Source organism: Pseudocitrobacter vendiensis, assembly GCF_943590815.1.
GTDB classification, from domain to species: Bacteria; Pseudomonadota; Gammaproteobacteria; order Enterobacterales; family Enterobacteriaceae; genus Pseudocitrobacter; species Pseudocitrobacter vendiensis.
In genome coordinates this window covers 39,919-59,294 of sequence record NZ_CALSBS010000026.1, presented here as the reverse complement: position 1 = coordinate 59,294, position 19,376 = coordinate 39,919, and the positions used below count along the sequence as shown (strand labels likewise).

At 55.2% G+C, this 19,376-nt stretch carries 17 protein-coding genes; 11 read left to right on the top strand and 6 right to left on the bottom strand.

Features of this window, described 5'->3' with window-relative positions; genetic code table 11:
- Positions 1 to 180: 180 nt before the first annotated feature.
- Entirely contained in the window at positions 181 to 1,797 is a 1,617-nt protein-coding gene (gene pckA, locus NMC31_RS20990; RefSeq protein ID WP_253898986.1) for a phosphoenolpyruvate carboxykinase (ATP), read from the bottom strand.
- Positions 1,798 to 2,175: 378 nt separating this feature from the next.
- On the opposite strand from pckA, the gene NMC31_RS20985 reads away from it, so the two are divergent.
- On the top strand, positions 2,176 to 3,891 hold the full coding sequence (locus NMC31_RS20985) for a DUF4153 domain-containing protein (RefSeq protein WP_253898985.1): 1,716 nt from the start codon (positions 2,176 to 2,178) through the stop codon (positions 3,889 to 3,891).
- 70 nt (positions 3,892 to 3,961) lie between these two features.
- Here NMC31_RS20985 and hslO read toward each other — a convergent pair whose 3' ends face one another.
- The 4 genes from hslO to NMC31_RS20965 all read right to left on the bottom strand — a co-directional run bounded on the left by hslO (position 3,962) and on the right by NMC31_RS20965 (position 8,163).
- Positions 3,962 to 4,840 (bottom strand): Hsp33 family molecular chaperone HslO, encoded by an 879-nt coding sequence (gene hslO / locus NMC31_RS20980; protein ID WP_015962680.1) that lies wholly within the window; start codon positions 4,838 to 4,840, stop codon positions 3,962 to 3,964.
- Positions 4,841 to 4,863: 23 nt separating this feature from the next.
- Positions 4,864 to 5,265, bottom strand: coding sequence for a ribosome-associated heat shock protein Hsp15 (gene hslR / locus NMC31_RS20975; protein WP_015962681.1), 402 nt, complete (start codon positions 5,263 to 5,265; stop codon positions 4,864 to 4,866).
- Between the two features lie 10 nt (positions 5,266 to 5,275).
- Positions 5,276 to 5,944, bottom strand: a complete 669-nt coding sequence (gene yrfG / locus NMC31_RS20970) for a GMP/IMP nucleotidase (protein WP_253898984.1) — start codon at positions 5,942 to 5,944, stop codon at positions 5,276 to 5,278.
- A gap of 71 nt (positions 5,945 to 6,015) precedes the next feature.
- Positions 6,016 to 8,163, bottom strand: a complete 2,148-nt coding sequence (locus tag NMC31_RS20965) for an intracellular growth attenuator family protein (RefSeq protein ID WP_253898983.1) — start codon at positions 8,161 to 8,163, stop codon at positions 6,016 to 6,018.
- Positions 8,164 to 8,468: 305 nt separating this feature from the next.
- On the opposite strand from NMC31_RS20965, the gene nudE reads away from it, so the two are divergent.
- Complete coding sequence (nudE, locus tag NMC31_RS20960) at positions 8,469 to 9,029, top strand: ADP compounds hydrolase NudE (protein ID WP_149464149.1); 561 nt, start codon at positions 8,469 to 8,471, stop codon at positions 9,027 to 9,029.
- Between the two features lie 96 nt (positions 9,030 to 9,125).
- On the opposite strand, the gene mrcA is transcribed toward nudE, so the two are convergent.
- A complete protein-coding gene (mrcA, locus tag NMC31_RS20955) occupies positions 9,126 to 11,678 on the bottom strand; it encodes a peptidoglycan glycosyltransferase/peptidoglycan DD-transpeptidase MrcA (protein WP_253898982.1) in 2,553 nt (850 codons plus the stop codon).
- 119 nt (positions 11,679 to 11,797) lie between these two features.
- On the opposite strand from mrcA, the gene NMC31_RS20950 reads away from it, so the two are divergent.
- The 9 genes from NMC31_RS20950 (at position 11,798) to dam (ending at position 19,370) form a co-directional block, all read left to right on the top strand.
- Entirely contained in the window at positions 11,798 to 12,586 is a 789-nt protein-coding gene (locus NMC31_RS20950; RefSeq protein ID WP_149464151.1) for a pilus assembly protein, read from the top strand.
- Positions 12,583 to 13,119 carry a PilN domain-containing protein gene (locus NMC31_RS20945; protein ID WP_253898981.1) on the top strand — a complete coding sequence of 179 codons (537 nt, stop codon included), beginning with the start codon at positions 12,583 to 12,585 and terminating at the stop codon, positions 13,117 to 13,119. Before NMC31_RS20950 ends, NMC31_RS20945 begins: the two co-directional genes overlap by 4 nt.
- On the top strand, positions 13,106 to 13,537 hold the full coding sequence (locus NMC31_RS20940) for a HofO family protein (RefSeq protein ID WP_149464153.1): 432 nt from the start codon (positions 13,106 to 13,108) through the stop codon (positions 13,535 to 13,537). Before NMC31_RS20945 ends, NMC31_RS20940 begins: the two co-directional genes overlap by 14 nt.
- Positions 13,527 to 13,901 carry a HofP DNA utilization family protein gene (locus NMC31_RS20935; protein WP_253898980.1) on the top strand — a complete coding sequence of 125 codons (375 nt, stop codon included), beginning with the start codon at positions 13,527 to 13,529 and terminating at the stop codon, positions 13,899 to 13,901. The genes NMC31_RS20940 and NMC31_RS20935 overlap by 11 nt, the downstream gene beginning before the upstream one ends.
- Positions 13,843 to 15,075, top strand: coding sequence for a DNA uptake porin HofQ (hofQ, locus tag NMC31_RS20930; protein ID WP_253898979.1), 1,233 nt, complete (start codon positions 13,843 to 13,845; stop codon positions 15,073 to 15,075). Before NMC31_RS20935 ends, hofQ begins: the two co-directional genes overlap by 59 nt.
- A gap of 269 nt (positions 15,076 to 15,344) precedes the next feature.
- A complete protein-coding gene (gene aroK, locus NMC31_RS20925; protein ID WP_108476603.1) occupies positions 15,345 to 15,866 on the top strand; it encodes a shikimate kinase AroK in 522 nt (173 codons plus the stop codon).
- Between the two features lie 72 nt (positions 15,867 to 15,938).
- Positions 15,939 to 17,033 carry a 3-dehydroquinate synthase gene (gene aroB / locus NMC31_RS20920; RefSeq protein WP_253898978.1) on the top strand — a complete coding sequence of 365 codons (1,095 nt, stop codon included), beginning with the start codon at positions 15,939 to 15,941 and terminating at the stop codon, positions 17,031 to 17,033.
- Between the two features lie 85 nt (positions 17,034 to 17,118).
- A complete protein-coding gene (gene damX, locus NMC31_RS20915; protein ID WP_253898977.1) occupies positions 17,119 to 18,465 on the top strand; it encodes a cell division protein DamX in 1,347 nt (448 codons plus the stop codon).
- A gap of 74 nt (positions 18,466 to 18,539) precedes the next feature.
- The gene (dam, locus tag NMC31_RS20910; RefSeq protein WP_149464158.1) at positions 18,540 to 19,370 is read left to right on the top strand and encodes an adenine-specific DNA-methyltransferase; all 831 of its coding nucleotides are present in this window, start codon (positions 18,540 to 18,542) and stop codon (positions 19,368 to 19,370) included.
- Positions 19,371 to 19,376 lie beyond the last annotated feature (6 nt).

The following is a 19,376-nucleotide window of genomic DNA, read 5'->3' as shown; positions in this document are numbered from 1 at the left end:
GCAGGGAGAGGGAACCGATTGTGCTCGTTGTTTTCCCCCTCTCCCTGGGGGAGAGGGCCGGGGTGAGGGGGCTGTCGTAGGCCGAACAAGCGCAGCGCCCCCGGCAACAGGCGCTAAATCCTGGCCAAAAAAAATCCCCCAACCTCACGGAAGGGGGATTTCATCATCTCACCAGACCGATTACAGCTTTGGCCCAGCGCTTACCAGCGCGGCGCCAGCCGGGGTATCGGTGTATTTCTCGAAGTTCTCGATAAACAGTTTCGCCAGCGCGGTGGCTTTTTCCTGCCACTGTTCCGGGGAACCGTAGGTGTTACGCGGGTCGAGAATATGCGTATCCACGCCCGGCAGTTCGGTTGGGATCTGCAAATCGAACATCGGCAGGGTGAAGGTTTCTGCGTTATCCAGCGAACCGTTCAGGATGGCGTCGATAATGGCGCGGGTATCTTTAATCGAGATACGTTTGCCGGTGCCGTTCCAGCCGGTGTTGACCAGGTACGCCTGCGCGCCAGAGGCTTTCATGCGTTTCACCAGCACTTCCGCATACTGCGTTGGGTGCAGTGACAGGAATGCCGCGCCGAAGCAGGAGGAGAAGGTTGGGGTCGGTTCGTTGACGCCACGCTCTGTACCGGCCAGTTTGGCGGTAAAGCCAGACAGGAAGTGGTACTGAGTCTGGTCAGCGGTCAGACGGGACACCGGCGGCAGTACGCCAAACGCATCCGCCGTCAGGAAGATGACCTTGGTCGCGTGGCCCGCTTTGGAAATCGGTTTGACGATATTATCAATGTGATAAATCGGGTAAGAGACGCGAGTGTTTTCGGTCTTCGAGTTGTCATCAAAATCGATGGTGCCATCGGCCAGTACCACCACGTTTTCCAGCAGCGCATCGCGGCGAATTGCGTTGTAGATTTCCGGTTCCGCTTCTTTGGAAAGCTTGATGGTTTTCGCGTAGCAACCGCCTTCGAAGTTGAAGACGCCATCGTCATCCCAGCCGTGTTCATCATCACCAATCAGGCGACGTTTCGGATCAGTGGATAGCGTGGTTTTGCCGGTACCGGAAAGGCCAAAGAAGACCGCCACATCACCTTTCTCACCGACGTTTGCCGAGCAGTGCATGGACGCGATGCCTTTCAGCGGCAGCAGGTAGTTCATGATAGAGAACATCCCTTTTTTCATTTCGCCGCCGTACCAGGTGCCGCCAATCAGCTGAATGCGCTCGGTCAGGTTGAAAGCGATGAAGTTTTCAGAGTTCAGCCCCTGTTCTTTCCACTGCGGGTTGGTGCATTTCGCGCCGTTCATCACGATAAAGTCTGGCTTAAAGGTGGCCAGTTCTTCTTCGGTTGGGCGAATAAACATGTTTTTGACGAAGTGCGCCTGCCAGGCCACTTCGGTGATGAAGCGCACGGAAAGACGGGTATCTTCGTTCGCGCCACAGAAAGCGTCGATAATAAACAGACGCTTACCAGAAAGTTGTTGTGAAACGAGTCCTTTCAGGTGCTGCCAGGTTTCCTGAGAGAGCGGCTTGTTGTCGTTCTTTCCTTTGCCTTTATCAGACCACCAAACGGTATCACGGGTTGTATCGTCACGGACGATGTATTTATCTTTCGGTGAACGGCCGGTAAAGATACCGGTGTCGACGTTGATAGCACCAAGATTGGTCAGGACGCCACGCTCGTAACCTTCCAGGTTAGGATCAAGTTCTTCCTGATACAGCGTGTCGTAATCCGGATTGTAGACAATCTCCTGTGCGTCGTTGATACCATAAGCCTTGAGATCCTGCGGAGTTAAACCATTGCGCATTTCACTGCTCCTTAGCCAATTGTATTGCTACAAATTCTATGGGTATTTTAGGGGTGTTGACCGCGACCAGGCTCATAGATTTACGTATCCCGACAAAACGTCTACTTACGAATTCATTGTGACTCCTGTCACGAAGCGGCCCCGATTATGGCAGGAAAATGACTTGAATTGGGGTAAATGTTCTTAATTGGTTAAAAAATAGTTTAAAATACGATGTTTATGTGAATGTAATCGCATTTCTGAAAGAAAATTACGTAACCCTTTCATGGAAAAAATCGATTCACCTCGCTGAGCTCTTTTCCGAATTTCCACACTTTTTGAGCGTGATACCAGACGTAATGCGATAATCCCGCCTACTGCTCATTTGTGGATACCAACATGGATAACGTTGAACTCTCTCGCCCCACACGCTGGGGAATGATTGCCACTGGCCTGGTTCAGGGGCTGATGTGCTACCTGTTGATCACCTGGCTGGCACCGAAAAACAGCGGCTGGTTATTTTACGGCGTACCCGCAACGGTGGCGCTCCCGTCGACACTTCTTTTCACGGTTATTTCTTTCAGGCAAAAGCGCTTGTGGGGATGGCTGGCGCTGGTCTTTGTCGCCGTACTGGGAATGAGCGGTTGGATGAAGTGGCAAATCGACGGCGAGGTTGGCTGGCGAGCGAATAGCCTGCTCTGGGATTATGGCTGCTACCTGCTGCTGATGGCGATGCTGCTGTTGCCCTGGATACAGCAGAACCTGAATCCGCGCCAGGGAGTGACACGCTATGCCCGATTTTATGGATTAGCCTGGCATAACGCACTTACGTTGCTGGTGATATTTATCGCTAATGGCCTGACGTGGCTGGTGCTCTTACTGTGGAGTGAACTGTTTAAGATTGTCGGTATCTCGTTTTTTAAAACGCTCTTTTTTGACACCCAGTGGTTTATCTACCTTGCGCTGGGGCTGATTACGGCGCTGGCGGTGATTCTGGCGCGGACCCAGTCGCGGCTGGTAGGCGCTATTCAAAAACTGATGACACTCATCGCCACCGGCCTGCTGCCGCTGGTATCGCTGTTGACGCTGTTGTTTATCGTTACGTTACCGTTTACCGGCCTGAGTGCCATTTCCCGCCACGTCTCTGCCGCAGGCCTGCTTTCGACGCTGGCATTCCTGCTGCTTCTGTTGATGGCGATTGTTCGCGATCCACAAAAAATATCGCTGCCGTTTACCGGTGCGCTGCGTTGCCTGATTAAAACGTCGCTTCTGGTCGCGCCGATCTATGTGCTGATTGCGGCGTGGGCGCTGTGGCTGCGCGTGAATCAATATGGCTGGACGCCCGGCCGCCTGCATGGCGTGCTGGTGGTGATGGTGCTGCTGGTATGGACGTTGGGATATTTCTTTAGCATTGTGCGACGTAACGGACAGAACCCGCTGATGCTTCAGGGCAAGATCAACCAGGCTGTTTCGCTACTGGCGTTGGTGATTCTCGTGCTGCTCAATTCACCGGTGCTGGATAGCTGGCGTATCAGCGTGAACAGCCATATGGGACGTTATCACAGCGGTAAGATTACTGCTGAACAGGTCAGCCTCTATCTGCTCGACCACAGCGGTCGTACCGGGCGCGCCGCGCTGGTGTCGCTGAAAAACGATGCGGAATATATGAAAGATGCTAAACGTAAGCGTGAATTACTGACGATGCTGGGCGGGAATCGCGATCAACTCTTTATGAAAGATCTGGCGGATAATGTTGCCTTAGCGCCAGGCACTTCCCAACCGGATGAGGCCTTCTGGCAAGTGGTGAATGAAGATCGTTATCGGTTTGCATCCTGTGGTGAAAAAAATGCCTGCTTACTGACGACCCAGGATTTAAATGATGATGGCCAGCCTGAACGCATACTTTTTTCTTTCGCAGGAGAGGGAAGCCTGATTTACGCATACGATCCGGCAAAAAAAGCCTGGGCTAATAAAGGCTCGGTGCAATTACCGAAAGGCATGACGGAAGAGCAGGTTTTGCGTGCGATGCGTGAAGGAAAAATCGGGACTAAAGCAAAATCATGGCGCGACTTGACGATTGATGGTGAAGCGCTGGAAACGTATTACAGCAACTGACAGGTCAAAAAAATGCCCGGTGGCGCTACGCTTACCGGGCCTACAAATGGCATTTTTCAACGCCGGATAATTAATGTACCTGCGGGTCCGCCGGAGAGGCGTTATTGCGGATCTCTGCAATATCCATGGCGTTGAAAACGTAATGGCTACCGCAGTAGTCGCAGTGCATATCGATTTCGCCTTCATCGGCCAGGATGCTATCAATTTCTTCATCCGGCAGCGTTTTCAGCGCGCCAGCGCAGCGCTCGCGGGAGCAGGTGCACTTGAACTCTACGTCCTGCGGGTCGTAAATCGTCACTTCTTCTTCGTGATACAGACGCCACAGCACATCGTTCGCCGGCAGGGTGAACAGCTCTTCGCCTTTGATGGTCTCTGTCAGCGCCGCCAGGTGATCGAAATCATCACGCTGGGCGTCCTGCGCGGGCATCACCTGCAACAGCATACCGCCCGCCGCAGGCTTACCGTTCGCTTCGCCGGTGCGGATAAACAGACGCGTCGGCAGCTGTTCAGAGCGCTGGAAGTAATCTTCCAGACATTCGGCCAGCGTATCGCCTTCCAGACCCACCACACCCTGATAGCGCTCGCCTTCTTCCGGGGTGATAGTGATCACCAGATAACCATTCCCCACCAGTGCTTTCAGGTCGGCATCGGCAGGAATATCGCCCTGCACGCGCGCCACGCCGCGCAGCTGCTGCTGGTTATTGCCGTTGATCACAGCCAGCGTCATCGGGCCGTCGCCCTGCAACTGAACGGTAATATCGCCAGCGAACTTCAGCGTTGCGGTCAGCAGGCTGGTGGCGACCAGCAGCTCGGCCAGCACGTTTTTCACCGGCTGCGGGTAGTCGTGGTTCGCGAGGATCTGTTCGAGGGTGTCTGATACGGTGACCAGTTCGCCACGGACGGCATAGTTTTCAAACAGATAGCGATGTAATTGATCGTGTTGAGTCATAATTTTCTCTCTTGAGGCGCCAGTCACTCGCTGTCGCCATATTTAAATCTCATTAGGTCTCGGCGCTCTTTTTTATCCGGACGTCGGTCCGGATGCGGCATCGTCAGCGCGTTGAGTTTGCGTGCCAGCGCGACTTTCTCGCGCTTCTCAATGCTTTCCGCGGTCTCTTCATAAAGCAGCATGGCTTCGCTGGCCGGGCGACGTTGTTCGGTGATACTTTTCACCACCACGGTACGCTCGTCGTTGCCCTGGCGTAAGGTTATCTGCGCGTTGAGTTCGACTATCTTGCTGGGCTTGCTGCGTTGCCCGTTATAGTGAACCTTGCCGCCGTCAACCATCTCCCTCGCCAGCGCCCGGGTTTTATAGAAACGCGCGGCCCATAACCATTTATCCAGCCGAACGCCCGCTACGGACTTCTCTTTCATGGTCACTCCTTCACTTGAGTGAGGGGATCAGACGACGGTAATCATTCAGGGCGGGATGACGTAAATAGCTTTTGTCCGCCAGACCGGAGTCCGGGTTAGTGACGCCTAAACAGTAGCGAATACCAAATGTCGCCGCCGCGTCCAGAATCGCTTCGCTATCGTCGATAAACAGCGTGCGCTCCGCTTTCAGCCCTGTATGTTCCGCTACCGCCTGCCACAACCGCTGATCCTCTTTCGGATAACCAAATGTGTGGGTGGAAAGTAATAAATCAAGGTGTGCATCAAGACCGGTATGCTCCAGCTTGACGGAAAGGTTGTACGGATGCGCGTTGGTCAGCAGAATGCGCCGCTTACCGCTCGCCTGTAAGGCATTGAGAAATGGCACAGTATCATCACGCAGCGCCGCACGTGGCCCCTGCTCGCGGGTCATCGCACAAATATCCAAACCCAGCCGGTCGCTCCAGTAATCAAGACAGTACCAGTTTAGCGTATGCTGCACATCGTGGTACTCCTGGCGCAGCGCGTCGCGCGCTTCCTGCGGCGTCAGGCCCTTCTGGCTGCCGTAGGTCTCAGGCACCAGCGTTTGCCAGAAGTAATTATCGAATGCGAGGTCGAGCAGCGTACCATCCATATCCAGCAGGGCGGTATCGACGTCCTGCCAGGCGATGTCAAAATGCATGAGGAGCCTCCAGCCATAGAATTGCGCGACAGGTTAGCACAACCTGCCGCTTTGCTTCATGCCGGATGGGATCAATGATGCGGCATATTTTGCTCATAATCCTCAGGGTTGGAGAGCAAAACGGGGTTGGTGCAGCTTTCGTAATATTTCTGAATTTCGGCCAAACGCTCGCGATGACGCTGATAACGGCGCAGCGCCTGAATACCGTTGTAGATGGTACAGATAATCATCGTAATCATTAGCAGGGTGGTCGCCAGATAGCGCCACAGGCCGCTGCTGTCCGGCATGCGGTGCAGGTTTACATGCTGTGTGCCGTTGGCGTCGGTAAAGATATTGGTGACGATGCCTTCCGCGTGGAACGGAGTGTGCATCAGCATACCCGCCAGACGCTGGAACTCGCTCCATTGCTGATGTGCCGGGAAGTCATACAGGCTCATCGTCGGATAAGGTTGAGTAACGAGATCGCTGCCTTCATCACTGGTGATAAGAAAACCGCCAGGTGCCGGGCTGTTCAGGGCCTGTGCCGCGCGCGCGGTTTCCCGCAGAATAAACGGCGCGGTGGAGGTATCAACCAGGTTATCGAGCGACTCGGCGCTGACCGGGCGTAACAGCACATTCACGCCGTCCAGACGCCCCGAATTGGCGCGCTTGACCAGTGTTTCCCAATCGCGCGTGTTTCCAAGGTTTACCAGGGCATTTTTAAGACGCGAACATTCGTCCGCCGCCGAGCACAGATCTTTGGTTTTCAGCACGATATCGGCGAAGTCATCCAGCAGCACCATGCCTGATTTTTGAATCGCTGAGCGTAGCGCCGGGCTGACGCGAGAGTTGTCATCCGGCGTTGGGTGCAACTGACGGTTCACTGCCTGCACCAGCGCCGTGGCTTTGTTGACGATATCGGACTCTGGTAGCGGCAGGCGCGGCGCGTTATTCCAGATAATTTGTGAGCAATCGAACGGCAGGAAAGGTGAACTCTCCTGTGCCGTCCAGGTACCGGGCGAATGAATATTACACATCCCGGTGCCCTGAAGCTGTAGCGTATCGCCTACACGCACGCCCGCTTTAGTGAGCTGATCGACGGTGGTGGCTTCAATCACCTGCGCGCCTTTCAGCCAGGAGAGCGTGAATTTAAACGGCATGTTGAGCGGCACGCTCACCCACAGCATCACCACCACCAGCAACGCGCCACCGGCAATGACGGCGCTACGCAACCAGTGCTGAAGCGGGAAGTTTTTGACCTCATCGTGCAGCGACAGGAAACGTCCCTGACGCACTACATGCCTGTCGAGATAGATATCAATATCGGTTTGCTGACCAAGATCCTGCGCGACAAACGGCTGCCAGTGGCGTGGGTAGATCAGGTCAATAATGCCGAGTGAAATATTATTTATATGTTCCTGATCGTTTTCGCCAAACAAACCCCAGCGTTTTGGCGTGCCACGCAGGCAGTGGATTTCACGCAGCGACGTTTTGGTGGGCGGTGCAAACAGGCCCCACAAGCCCGCCAGCAGCAGCAAAACGCCACCGCCAAGCAACCAGGGTGTAAAGACGCCGGGCAGGACGAGGCTGCAATAGAACAGGGCGAATGCGCCAACGATCAGCAGCGCTTCCCGCAGCCCGTCCGGGCGGCTTAGCGCGTACTCTTCATGCGTCTCCTGACGAATGTTGAGTAGCTCGATCTGTTCACTCTCTTCGCCGCGAATAGACGCCTGCGTCGAGGTGGGGGATTCCAGCGCCTTACGCTGGTCTTCGAGGGTGTACTCTTTCAGCGAATAACCATTGAGGGCAATCACCAGCGGAATATCATCGGTGACGATAAGTTCGATGCTGTTTTCGTCGTTGATGTGCTGTTCCCAGAAGGGCGGCAGATGAACCTCGATGGAGTCGAGGAAATAGCGCCATTTATTGGGATCGTCGGTCGTGATGCCGTAGCGGGTAATGGCGCGGGTCAGGGTGAAAACGGTATTGCTTTGCGCATTTAACGAGATAAGCGCCGGGGCGACCGTGGAACCCGATGCGGGGATCTGCTGACTCTGGTTGAGATCTTCAAGATAGTTCTCAATGCCGCGACGCTCATCGTCGGTTAATTTGCGCGTGGTCGCGCCAGGGAATGCATGCAGCCAGGGTAAACGGCGTCGCTTTGCGCGCAGGCGAATAAACCAGCCCGCCAGTAAGGCACAGACCAGAATTGCCGCGGTAAAGAGAGTCAATGTGCCCATGCTATTGCCATTATCCTTATTTTTGTCGGTCGCTTCATTCGTCTTTTTTATTATTCACTTTTAATACGAATGACCCAGGTCTTAAAAGATTTGTTGCACACTATCGTAACTCGCGAGGATAACAAACCCCTCTCGCCGCGAATATCAGCAAATTCTCAAATTTGTTTCAACTTCTTGACTTTTTGGAACAAATGAGGGTTGTCAAAAACAATAGTTACGAAAATGTAAATAACAGCCATTTTAAATTGCCGGAATGCGCCTCCTGGCTCACAATGACAACAGTCATCACAGCAAAGAACGGTCCAATGAGTAAACCATTACAAAAACCCACGATTCTCCATGTTGAAACGGTCGCGCGCTCCCGTTTGTTTAATGTTGAAAGCGTAGATCTGGAGTTTAGTAACGGAGTACGCCGCGTTTATGAACGCATGAAACCGTCGTCGCGTGAAGCCGTCATGATTGTGCCGGTGGTGGACGATCACTTAATTCTCATCCGTGAGTATGCAGTGGGTACTGAATCCTACGAGCTGGGGTTCTCAAAAGGGCTCATCGACCCGGGTGAAACCGTTTTTGAAGCGGCGAACCGCGAGCTGAAAGAAGAGGTAGGATTCGGGGCCAATAACCTGACCTTCCTGAAACAGCTCAGTATGGCGCCGTCTTACTTCTCCAGTAAGATGAATATCGTGGTGGCGGAAGACCTCTATCCCGAATCGCTGGAAGGCGATGAACCGGAACCGCTGCCGCAGGTGCGCTGGCCTATCGCCAATATGATGGAACTGCTTGAAGAGCCGGATTTCAACGAAGCCCGTAATGTGAGCGCGCTGTTTTTAGTGCGGGAATGGCTGAAGGGGCAGGGCAGGGTTTAAAGAGATTAGCCGGGTGGCGCTTCGCTTACCCGGCCTACAATTCATAGTGCTTGTAGGCCTGATAAGCAAAGCGGCATCAGGCAATTTTCGGTACCGTCAGAACAATTCCTGCGATTCCCCGTTATCAATAATCTCCGTTCCCACCTCGCGAATCGACTGATGCGTCGGTTGGGTGCCTTCGATAAAGTATTCGGCACGGCTGTTGCCGCCGCTGGCCAACTGGCCGGTGCTGCGATCGATATTGATAGTGACGATACCCGGCGGCGGCGTTAACGGCTGTTCCGGCACTCCGGCCAGAATGGCTTTCATAAACGCATCCCACGCAGGCTGCGCGCTTTTCGCACCGCCTTCGTAACCGGAAATCTGATCTTTAATCGCGCCAGAAGCAGACGTTCTGCCGAGATCGCGGCGGTGATCGTCAAAGCCAATCCACACTGAAGTCACCGCACCTGGGCCGTAACCTGAGAACCACGCATCTTTCGAGCTGTTGGTGGTCCCGGTTTTACCGCCGATATCGTGACGTTGCAGATCGCGACCCGCGCGCCAGCCGGTACCCTGCCAGCCGGGCTCGCCGAAGATGTTAGTATTCAGCGCGCTCTTAATCAGGAACGATAACGGCGTGTTGATCACGTGTGGGGCATACTCCTGCGCGCCGGTCTGTGCCACCAGCGACTGGTTAGCCTGTTCAAGCTGTGGCATCGGTACGCTGGCATTCTGCGGTGTTTGTGATGCGGCGACATCCTCAACGTTTTTGTTTTCCAGCACGTCGGATTTCTGCGTTTCGCCGTAAATCACCGGAATATCACATTCCGGACAGGCGATTTTCGGTTTCGCTTCAAAAATCACGCCGCCCTGATCGTTCTCAATCTTGCTGATAAAGTACGGGTCAACCAGGAAACCGCCGTTCGCCATTACGGCGTAGCCGCGCGCGACCTGTAGCGGAGTGAAGGACGGCGAGCCCAGCGCCAGTGATTCTGTGCGAACGATGTTCTCCGACGGGAAGCCAAAGCGCTGGAGATACTCCGCCGCATAATCGACGCCCATCGCACGCATGGCACGCACCATCACCACGTTTTTCGACTGACCTAAACCCTGACGCAGGCGAATCGGGCCCGCGTACTCGTTCGGGGAGTTTTTCGGACGCCAGTCTGAACCGGCCCCGGCATCCCAGCGGGAAATCGGCACGTCATTCAGGATGCTGGCAAGCGTTAAGCCTTTGTCCATCGCCGCCGTGTACAGGAACGGCTTGATGTTCGAGCCCACCTGACGCAGCGCCTGCGTGGCGCGGTTAAATTTGCTTTGGTTGAAATCGAAGCCGCCGACCAGCGCGATGATCGCGCCATTCTGCGGATTGATGGAAACCAGCGCCGAGTTCACATCCGGCACCTGCGACAGCCACCAGTTTTCGCCAACCTGACGCACCCAAATCTGCTGCCCGGCCTGCATGACTTCGCTAACGCGACGCGGGGTTGGCCCCTGCGATGTATCTGAACGCCAGGCGCGCGCCCAGCGAACGCCTTCCATTGTCAGGGAGACAGAACTGCCATCAGCCAGCTGTGCGGTCGCTTCCGTTGCGCTGGCTGACATCACCACCGCCGGACGCAGCGGCCCGTAAGTCGGCAGCGCTTTCAGGGAATCGGTAATTTTTTTGCTGTCCCACGGCGTCTCGCCCACTTTCCACAGCACATTAGACGGGCCGCGATAGCCGTGACGCATATCGTAATCCATCACGTTGGTCCGCACGGCCAACTGCGCGGCCTGCTGGTTCTTACGCGTGATGGTGGTGTAAACGCGGTAGCCGTCTTCATACGCCTGCTCGCCGTAGCGTTTCACCATCTCCTGGCGCACCATTTCAGTCAGATACGGGGCAGAGAAGGCGATTTCCGGGGCATGGTAGTCCGCATCAATCGGCTGGCTACGTGCCTGATCGTACTGCGCCTGAGTGATATACCCTTCGTTCAGCATGCGTGACAGCACCACGTTACGACGGGCCGTGGCGCGATCCATAGAATAGAGCGGGTTGAAGGTGGAAGGCGCTTTCGGTAAGCCGGCGATCACCGCCATTTCGCTCAGGCTCAGCTGATCGATGGATTTACCGAAGTAAACATGCGCCGCAGCGCCCACACCGTACGCACGGTAGCCGAGGTAGATTTTGTTCAGATAGAGTTCGAGGATCTCATCTTTACTCAGCAACTGCTCGATGCGAATGGCCAGGAACACTTCCTTTATTTTACGCATCAGCGTCTTTTCAGGGCTGAGGAAGAAGTTACGCGCCAACTGCTGGGTGATGGTACTCGCCCCCTGCGACGCGTGGCCGGAGAACAGCGCGACGCTGGCGGCACGGAAAATCCCCACCGGATCAACCCCGTGGTGCTCGTAGAAACGGCTGTCTTCCGTGGCAATAAACGCCTTCACCAGCTCAGGCGGCATTTGACTGAGGGTGACCGGAATACGCCGTTTTTCGCCATATTGGGCGATCAGCTCGCCATCTGCGCTGTAAACCTGCATTGGAATTTGCAGACGCACGTCTCTGAGCGTCGCAACATCAGGAAGCTGGGGCTCAATATACTTGTAGAGGCCATAAACCGAGCCTGCTCCCAGCAGAATGCAACAGACTGCAAGGATTAATAAATACTTTACGAACTTCACCGGAGATTTCCCATTTAGTTTCATTTGGGCAGTTTATAAACAAACGCGCGGTAGTATAAAGGCAAGCCAGATGCATTGATATAGCCGTCACCATGATGGCGTTTAAGGGATATCACGAAATGGCTTTCGGATGCTGGCAAATAGGTCTTCACATTCAACAGGATAAAATTGCGGCCCTTGCGCTCCAGCGCGTGCGCGGCGGCTGGGCGCTGCGACGCTGGTGGCTTCTGCCGCTTCCTGCTGATTTCTCCACATTTTCACCCTCACAGGCGGAAAACGCGCTGGTGGCGGTCCTCTCGGCCTGGCGGCGCGAGCTTCCGTGGCAGCATGCGGTTAGCCTGGCGTTTCCGGCGTATCGCACCTTACAAAAAACGTTGCCGCAGGCGTCGATGACGCTACGTGACAGTGAGCAGGCGCAGTGGATCGCCGGCGCGATGGCGCAACAGGTGGCGATGGAGCCTTCTGCCCTCTGTTTTGATTATCAGCCAAACATGCAGGCAGAAGGCTGGAGCGTCACTGCGGCTCAGCGTAAGGATGTTGAACCGTTGCAGCGCGTCGCGCGCGCGCTTCGCCTGCATGTGACGGCGATTACGCCTGACGCCTGTGCGCTGCGCCACTTTCTTCCCTGGCTTTCCCACGGGGCGAGCGCGCTGGCATGGCAGGACGATGCGCATTGGCTGTGGGCCAGCGCAGCAGGCTGGGGAAGCGTGTTGCGGTCTGAAGCGTCCTCGTTGCATCAACTCAGCACGCGACTGTCTATGCCTGAACTGATGTGCTGTACCGCGCAGGCTGAAGGCACTCCTCGCTTCGATCCCTGGAGTGTTATTGGGCAGATTCAGCCGCCGTTGCCCGCCGACAGCGACGCGTTTGCCATCGCCATTGGCCTGGCGCTGGGAGCTCATAAATGAGTGCGTCGGTTAACTTTCTGCCCTGGCGACAATCTCGTCAGCGAAAACGGCTCCGTCTTGCATGCCTCATCGTGAGTGGCGTCATGCTGGCGCTTCTGGTGGCTGGGGTAAGCAGGCAGGTGAAATCGCGCCTGCAAGAAGCGTTGTTGGTTTGCCGCATTGATGCCGAACGTCAGTTGATTCGCGCACTAACCCAGCGCGAAGAGCACTTCAGGCAACAGCTGGAGGAACGCGCGCTGTTGCAGCGTCAACAGGCCACGCGGCAGCAAATGTTCGCCTGGCAGGCGCGGCTGGTGGCGCTTGCCGAACAGTTGCCCGCGCAGGCGTGGCTGACCGGCCTGAGCTACCAGAACGACGTTCTTTCGCTTTCCGGCGTGCTGGCGCGTTTTTCGGCCTTGCACGCCCTTGATGAGCAGATGCAGCGTATCGACGGTTTCGGGCCTGCCGTTGCCGGAAAAATGGCGCGCGATAAAGACGGACGCTGGCTGTTCCACTATCAGATGAAAAGGAGAGTTGCCGATGTTGCGCCCTGAACGCTGGCATGTCGGGCTTGCTGGTTTGCTGTTGATGGCGGTGGGTGGTGTGGCGTTTCTGCTGCAATCTGCATCTGCTCCGCAGAACGCCGCGTGGGAGCAACAGCAGAGACTGCGCATCGCCCGCTGGCAGAGCGTGATGCCGCTACAGGCGGCGCTGAACATTACCGCTGACACCACTCTGGCGGCGACTAAACCCTTTTCCCCTGTCGATTTTCAACGTCCAGGGGCTGAGTTGATGAGCTGGACACCTGCCGGGCGGGGCGGTGAGCTGGTGCTGGAAACGGAATGGGAGCAGGTGCCATCGGTGTTTATGCTTCTGGCTGAACGGGGAATGCGATTATCGGCATTCACTCTTCAGGCTGGCGAGACGCGGCATGTGCTGACGCTGCAACTGGAGGGCATCGATGCAGAATAATTTACTCGGCGCGCTAATGCTGTTCCTCCCGTTGTTGCTGGGTATGCGTGATCCCTTTTTGCCGGTAGACGATCCCTGTCGAACCGTGCAGCTCAGCCAGTTGCAGTACGCGGGCAATATTGATAGCGGGCAACGACAGATTGCATTTTTGCGTGATGAAAAAGGTAAGTGGCAGCGGGTAGAGCGAGAAGATACCCCCCTGCCAGGCTGGCGTATTACGGCGATCGCGACGGAAAGCCTGACGATGGAGATGGGTGAAGCCTGTGAGCAGTCGCAGTGGCGAATCATTAAAGGAGAAACAGAGCATGATAAAAAGGATAAGCCTGCTGGCGCTGTTACTGCTGCCGCTACTGGCCGCCAGTAAAAATGTGTCGCTGGTTGTCGATGAGGTGCCGGTGTCGCAGGTGCTGCAAAGCCTGGCCGATCTCGAGCAGCGCAATATGGTGATTGCGCCCGATGTGCAGGGCACGCTGTCGTTGCAGCTGAAAAATGTACCGTGGAAGCAGGCGCTGCAAACCGTGTTAACCAGCAGCGGTTTAACCATGACTCAGGAAGGCAGCGTTATCGCCATTCATTCGCAGGCCTGGCAGGAAGCTCGTCAGCAGCGTGCGCAGGCCGAGCAGGAAAAACGCCAGCAGGCGCTTCCGCTAAAAAGCCGCAGCATCGTGCTGTATCACGCGGATGCAGTGGAACTCGCCAAAGCCGGGGAAAAGTTGCTGAGCCCGCGCGGCACGCTCACCGTCGATAAACGCACTAATCGGCTCATTCTGCGTGATGATGAAAATCATCTACCACTGTTTGATAGCTGGGCCAGCGAAATGGATATTCCTGTGGGCCAGGTTGAGCTGGCGGCGCACATCGTGACCATTAATGAAAAGAGTCTGCGCGAGCTTGGCGTGAAGTGGACGCTGGCGGATGCCGCCAATCCGCCGGGGCTGGGCAAAGTGACCACCCTCAGTAGCGACTTGTCTGTGGCGGATGCGACCACCCGCGCGGGGTTTAACATTGGCCGCATTAATGGCCGTTTGCTGGAGCTGGAACTCTCGGCGCTGGAACAAAAGCAGCAACTGGAAATTATCGCCAGCCCACGTTTACTGGCTTCGCACCTACAGCCTGCCAGCATCAAACAAGGGAGCGAAATTCCGTATCAGGTCTCCAGCGGCGAAAGCGGCGCGACCTCGGTAGAATTTAAAGAGGCGGTGCTGGGGATGGAAGTGACCCCTACAGTGCTACAGAAAAACCGTGTGCGCCTGAAACTGCACATCAGTGAGAATATGCCAGGGCAGGTACTGCAACAGGCCGATGGCGAAGTGCTGGCTATCGACAAACAAGAGATAGAAACCCAGGTGGAAGTTCAGAGCGGCGAAACGCTGGCGCTGGGCGGAATATTCTCGCAAAAAAACAAAACCGCGCGGGATGGTATACCTTTATTGGGCGATATCCCGCTATTGGGCCAGCTTTTCCGCCATGACGGCAAAGATAATGAGCGACGAGAGCTGGTGGTATTTATCACACCACGGATCATTTCAGCTCGCTAATCACTGAAATTTCTTTACGAACTGGCGTCAGGTGTTTGACGTGAGACAGGATTTAGCATACAAGGAGTACCGATTTGAGCGTCGGCGCCTCTTTCCCGTCTCCTTTAAGACGGCAATTTATTCTGTTGCCAAACCAGCCGGAGTATTGAGATAATTTTCAGTCTGACTCTCGCAGTATCGCACAAGAGGTTTCAGTTCATGTCCGGCGACGCCAGAATGTTTGCGGCGCGGATTTATCATTAACGAATAGTCTTAGTAGTACCAAAAAAATGGCAGAGAAACGCAATATCTTTCTGGTTGGACCTATGGGTGCCGGCAAAAGCACTATTGGGCGCCAGTTAGCCCAACAGCTCAATATGGAATTTTACGATTCTGATCAAGAGATTGAGAAACGGACAGGCGCTGACGTGGGCTGGGTCTTTGATGTCGAAGGCGAAGAAGGTTTCCGTGACCGCGAAGAAAAGATCATCAACGAGCTGACCGAAAAGCAGGGCATTGTTCTGGCGACGGGTGGTGGCTCTGTTAAATCTCGCGAAACGCGTAATCGTCTCTCCGCCCGCGGTGTGGTGGTTTATCTCGAAACGACCATCGAAAAACAGCTGGCACGTACGCAGCGCGATAAAAAACGTCCGCTGTTGCAGGTTGATGCACCGCAGCGCGATGTCTTCGTGGCGTTGGCCGATGAGCGCAACCCGCTGTATGAAGAGATTGCCGACATCACTATCCGTACTGACGATCAGAGTGCAAAAGTGGTCGCGAACCAGATCATTCACATGCTGGAAAGCAACTGATACTGGGCAGCGAACACAGCGTCAGCGTAAAGCGTTTAAGCGAATATAAGTAACCAAGGTGGACGTCGCGTTATGGAGAGGCTTACTGTAACTCTCGGGGAACGTAGTTACCCGATAACCATCGCGGCTGGTTTGTTTAACGATCCAGCTTCCTTCTTACCGCTCAAGTCTGGCTGCCAGGTTATGCTGGTCACCAACGAAATGCTGGCGCCGCTCTATCTTGATAAGGTCCGTTCTGTGTTAGAACAGGCTGGCGTCAAGGTCGATAGCGTGATCCTTCCCGATGGCGAGAAGTACAAAAGCCTGGCCGTGATGGACACGGTCTTTACTGCACTCCTGCAAAAACCGCACGGTCGCGATACGACTCTGGTAGCCCTTGGCGGCGGCGTCATTGGCGATTTAACCGGGTTTGCGGCGGCGAGCTATCAGCGCGGCGTGCGCTTTATTCAGGTTCCTACCACGCTACTTTCGCAGGTAGATTCCTCGGTTGGCGGCAAAACAGCCGTAAACCATCCCCTTGGCAAGAATATGATTGGCGCGTTCTGGCAACCGGCTTCCGTGGTTGTCGATTTGAACTGCCTGAAAACCCTGCCTGCGCGTGAACTCTCTTCTGGACTCGCTGAGGTCATCAAATATGGCATTATCCTCGACGCGCCGTTCTTCGACTGGCTGGAAGAGAATATCGATGCCCTGATGGCCCTCGATGAGAAAGCCATGGCGTACTGCATTCGTCGCTGTTGCGAATTAAAAGCAGAAGTTGTCGCTGCGGACGAGCGCGAAACCGGCTTACGTGCTTTACTCAATCTTGGACATACATTTGGACATGCGATTGAAGCCGAGATGGGTTACGGTAACTGGCTTCACGGTGAAGCGGTTGCTGCTGGCATGGTCATGGCGGCGCATACCTCTGAACGCTTAGGTCAGTTTAAGCCGGAAGAGACACAGCGTATTATTGCGCTGCTCAAGCGCGCAAACCTGCCGGTCACGGGCCCGCAGGAGATGACGGCACAAGCCTATCTGCCGCATATGATGCGCGACAAAAAAGTTTTAGCTGGTGAGATGCGACTCGTCCTCCCGCTGGCAATCGGTAAAAGTGAAGTGCGCGGCGGTGTGCCGCATGATGTGGTTCTTGGCGCTATCGCTGATACTCAGCGGGCGCAACAATAAGAAAGGTCAAGCCGCGTTCGCGCGGCGTTTTATCTTCAGGTGAAGTGCAATAGTTGTGGGCGTGAGCCTTTTAGTGGGGTGTTAAATGGATGAATTTAAACCAGAAGACGAGCTGAAACCCGATCCCAGCGATCGTCGTACTGGTCGCTCTCGTCAATCTTCCGATCGTGACAATGAGCCGCAGATCAATTTTGATGATGTGGAGCTGGAAGCGGATGAGCGCCGTCCGGCCCGTAGCCGCAAGGCACGTGAAGATGTCGAGCCCGAAGATGAGCTGTATGACGACGAAGATGACGCAGAGGCGGAAGAAGTCGTTGAGCGTCGTCCGCGTAAACGTAAATCCCCACCGCGTAAACCGGCTTCCCGCCAGTACATTATGATGGGCGTCGGGATTCTGGTGCTGTTGCTGCTGATCGTTGGCATCGGCTCGGCGCTGAAGTCGCCGTCTTCCTCTTCCAGCGACCAGAGCGCGTCAGCGGAGAAAAATATCGATCTCTCCGGTGATGCTGCCGATCAGGCAAATGGCACGCAGCCTGCGCCAGGCACCACTTCCGCAGAGCAGACCGCAGGCGCTAACCCGCAGCAGGACGTTTCTCTGCCGCCAATCTCTTCTACGCCGACTCAGGGTCAGCCAGCCGCAACGGCTGAAGGCCAGCAGCGTGTGGAAGTACAGGGCGATCTGAACAACGCACTGACTCAGCAGCAGGGCCAGGTTGACAACGTGGTTGTGAATTCCACGCTGCCAACCGAACCGGCTACCGTTGCGCCTGTTCGCCATGGCGCGTCTTCTCGCCCGGCGGCAACGGAAACGGCACCGCGCCAGCAGACGGCGGCTACGCGTCCTGAGCGTAAACAAGCTGTGATTGAACCGAAACCGCAGAGCAAACCGCAAACCACCGCGGCGGCGAAACCGGCTCCGGTGACAACGCCTAAACCAGTTGCTCAGCAGCCGAAACACACTGAAACCGCAGCCACGAGCACGCCGGCGAAAACGCCAGCCACCTCTACCGCTCCGGCGAAACCGGCTGCAACGGCAACCACCACGGCTCCTGCGGCAACATCGACGACGACTCCTGCGGCGACCACTGCACCGGCTGCCACTGCGGCAACCAGCGCTCCGGCAGCCAGCAGCGCGGCGAAATCCGCCGGTGATGTGAACTCACTGAAATCTGCGCCTGGCGGTCATTACACGCTGCAGCTCAGCTCCTCTTCCAACTACAACAATCTGAATGGTTGGGCGAAGAAAGAGAATCTGAAAGACTACGTGGTTTATCAGACCACACGTAATGGTCAGCCATGGTATGTGCTGGTAACAGGTGTTTACGCGTCTAAAGATGAAGCGAAACGTGCGGTCACCACGCTGCCTGCCGATGTTCAGGCAAAAAATCCGTGGGCGAAACCGTTGCATCAGGTGCAGTCTGATCTGAAGTAATGTGACGTGCTACAAGCGCAGGATGCTGTCGGAGCTTTCTCCACAGCCGGAGAAAGTGTAATTAGTTAGGCAGCATGAAAAAAAATCGCGCTTTTTTAAAATGGGCAGGGGGAAAGTTCCCCCTGCTCGAAGATATTAGACATCACTTGCCATCAGGTGACTGCCTGGTGGAGCCCTTCGTGGGCGCCGGGTCGGTATTTCTTAATACCGACTTTTCTCGTTATATCCTTGCTGATATCAACAGCGATCTTATCGAACTGTACAAGATTGTTAAAAACCAGCCTGATGACTATGTCGCCGAGGCGCGCAAGGTTTTTGCGCCTGAAACGAATAACGCCGACAGCTACTATGCGTTTCGCAGCGAATTTAACGCCAGCACGGATAAAATGCGCCGTGCGGTTCTCTTCTTGTACCTGAATCGCCACGGTTACAACGGCCTGTGCCGTTACAATTTGCGCGGCGAGTTCAACGTGCCGTTTGGCCGATACAAGAAGCCCTACTTCCCGGAAGCCGAACTGTACCATTTCGCCGAAAAAGCGCAGAACGCAGAGTTCTATTGCGAGTCGTATGAAGTGTGTATGGATCGCGCCCATCAGGCACAGAAAGCGGTAGTCTATTGCGATCCGCCATACGCGCCGCTCTCTGCAACGGCCAACTTTACGGCCTACCACACCAATAGCTTCAGCAGTGAACAGCAAAAGCTGCTGGCTGATAAAGCAGAAGAGCTGGTGGCGAAGCGTATTCCGGTACTGATTTCAAACCATCGCACACCCGAGACGGTAGCGTGGTATAACAACGCAGTACAGCACGTCGTAAAAGTGCGACGCAGCATTAGCCGCAACGGCGGCACGCGTAATAAGGTGGATGAGCTGCTGGCGTTGTATCGTCCGGCAGATAAAAAATAGTTTTTA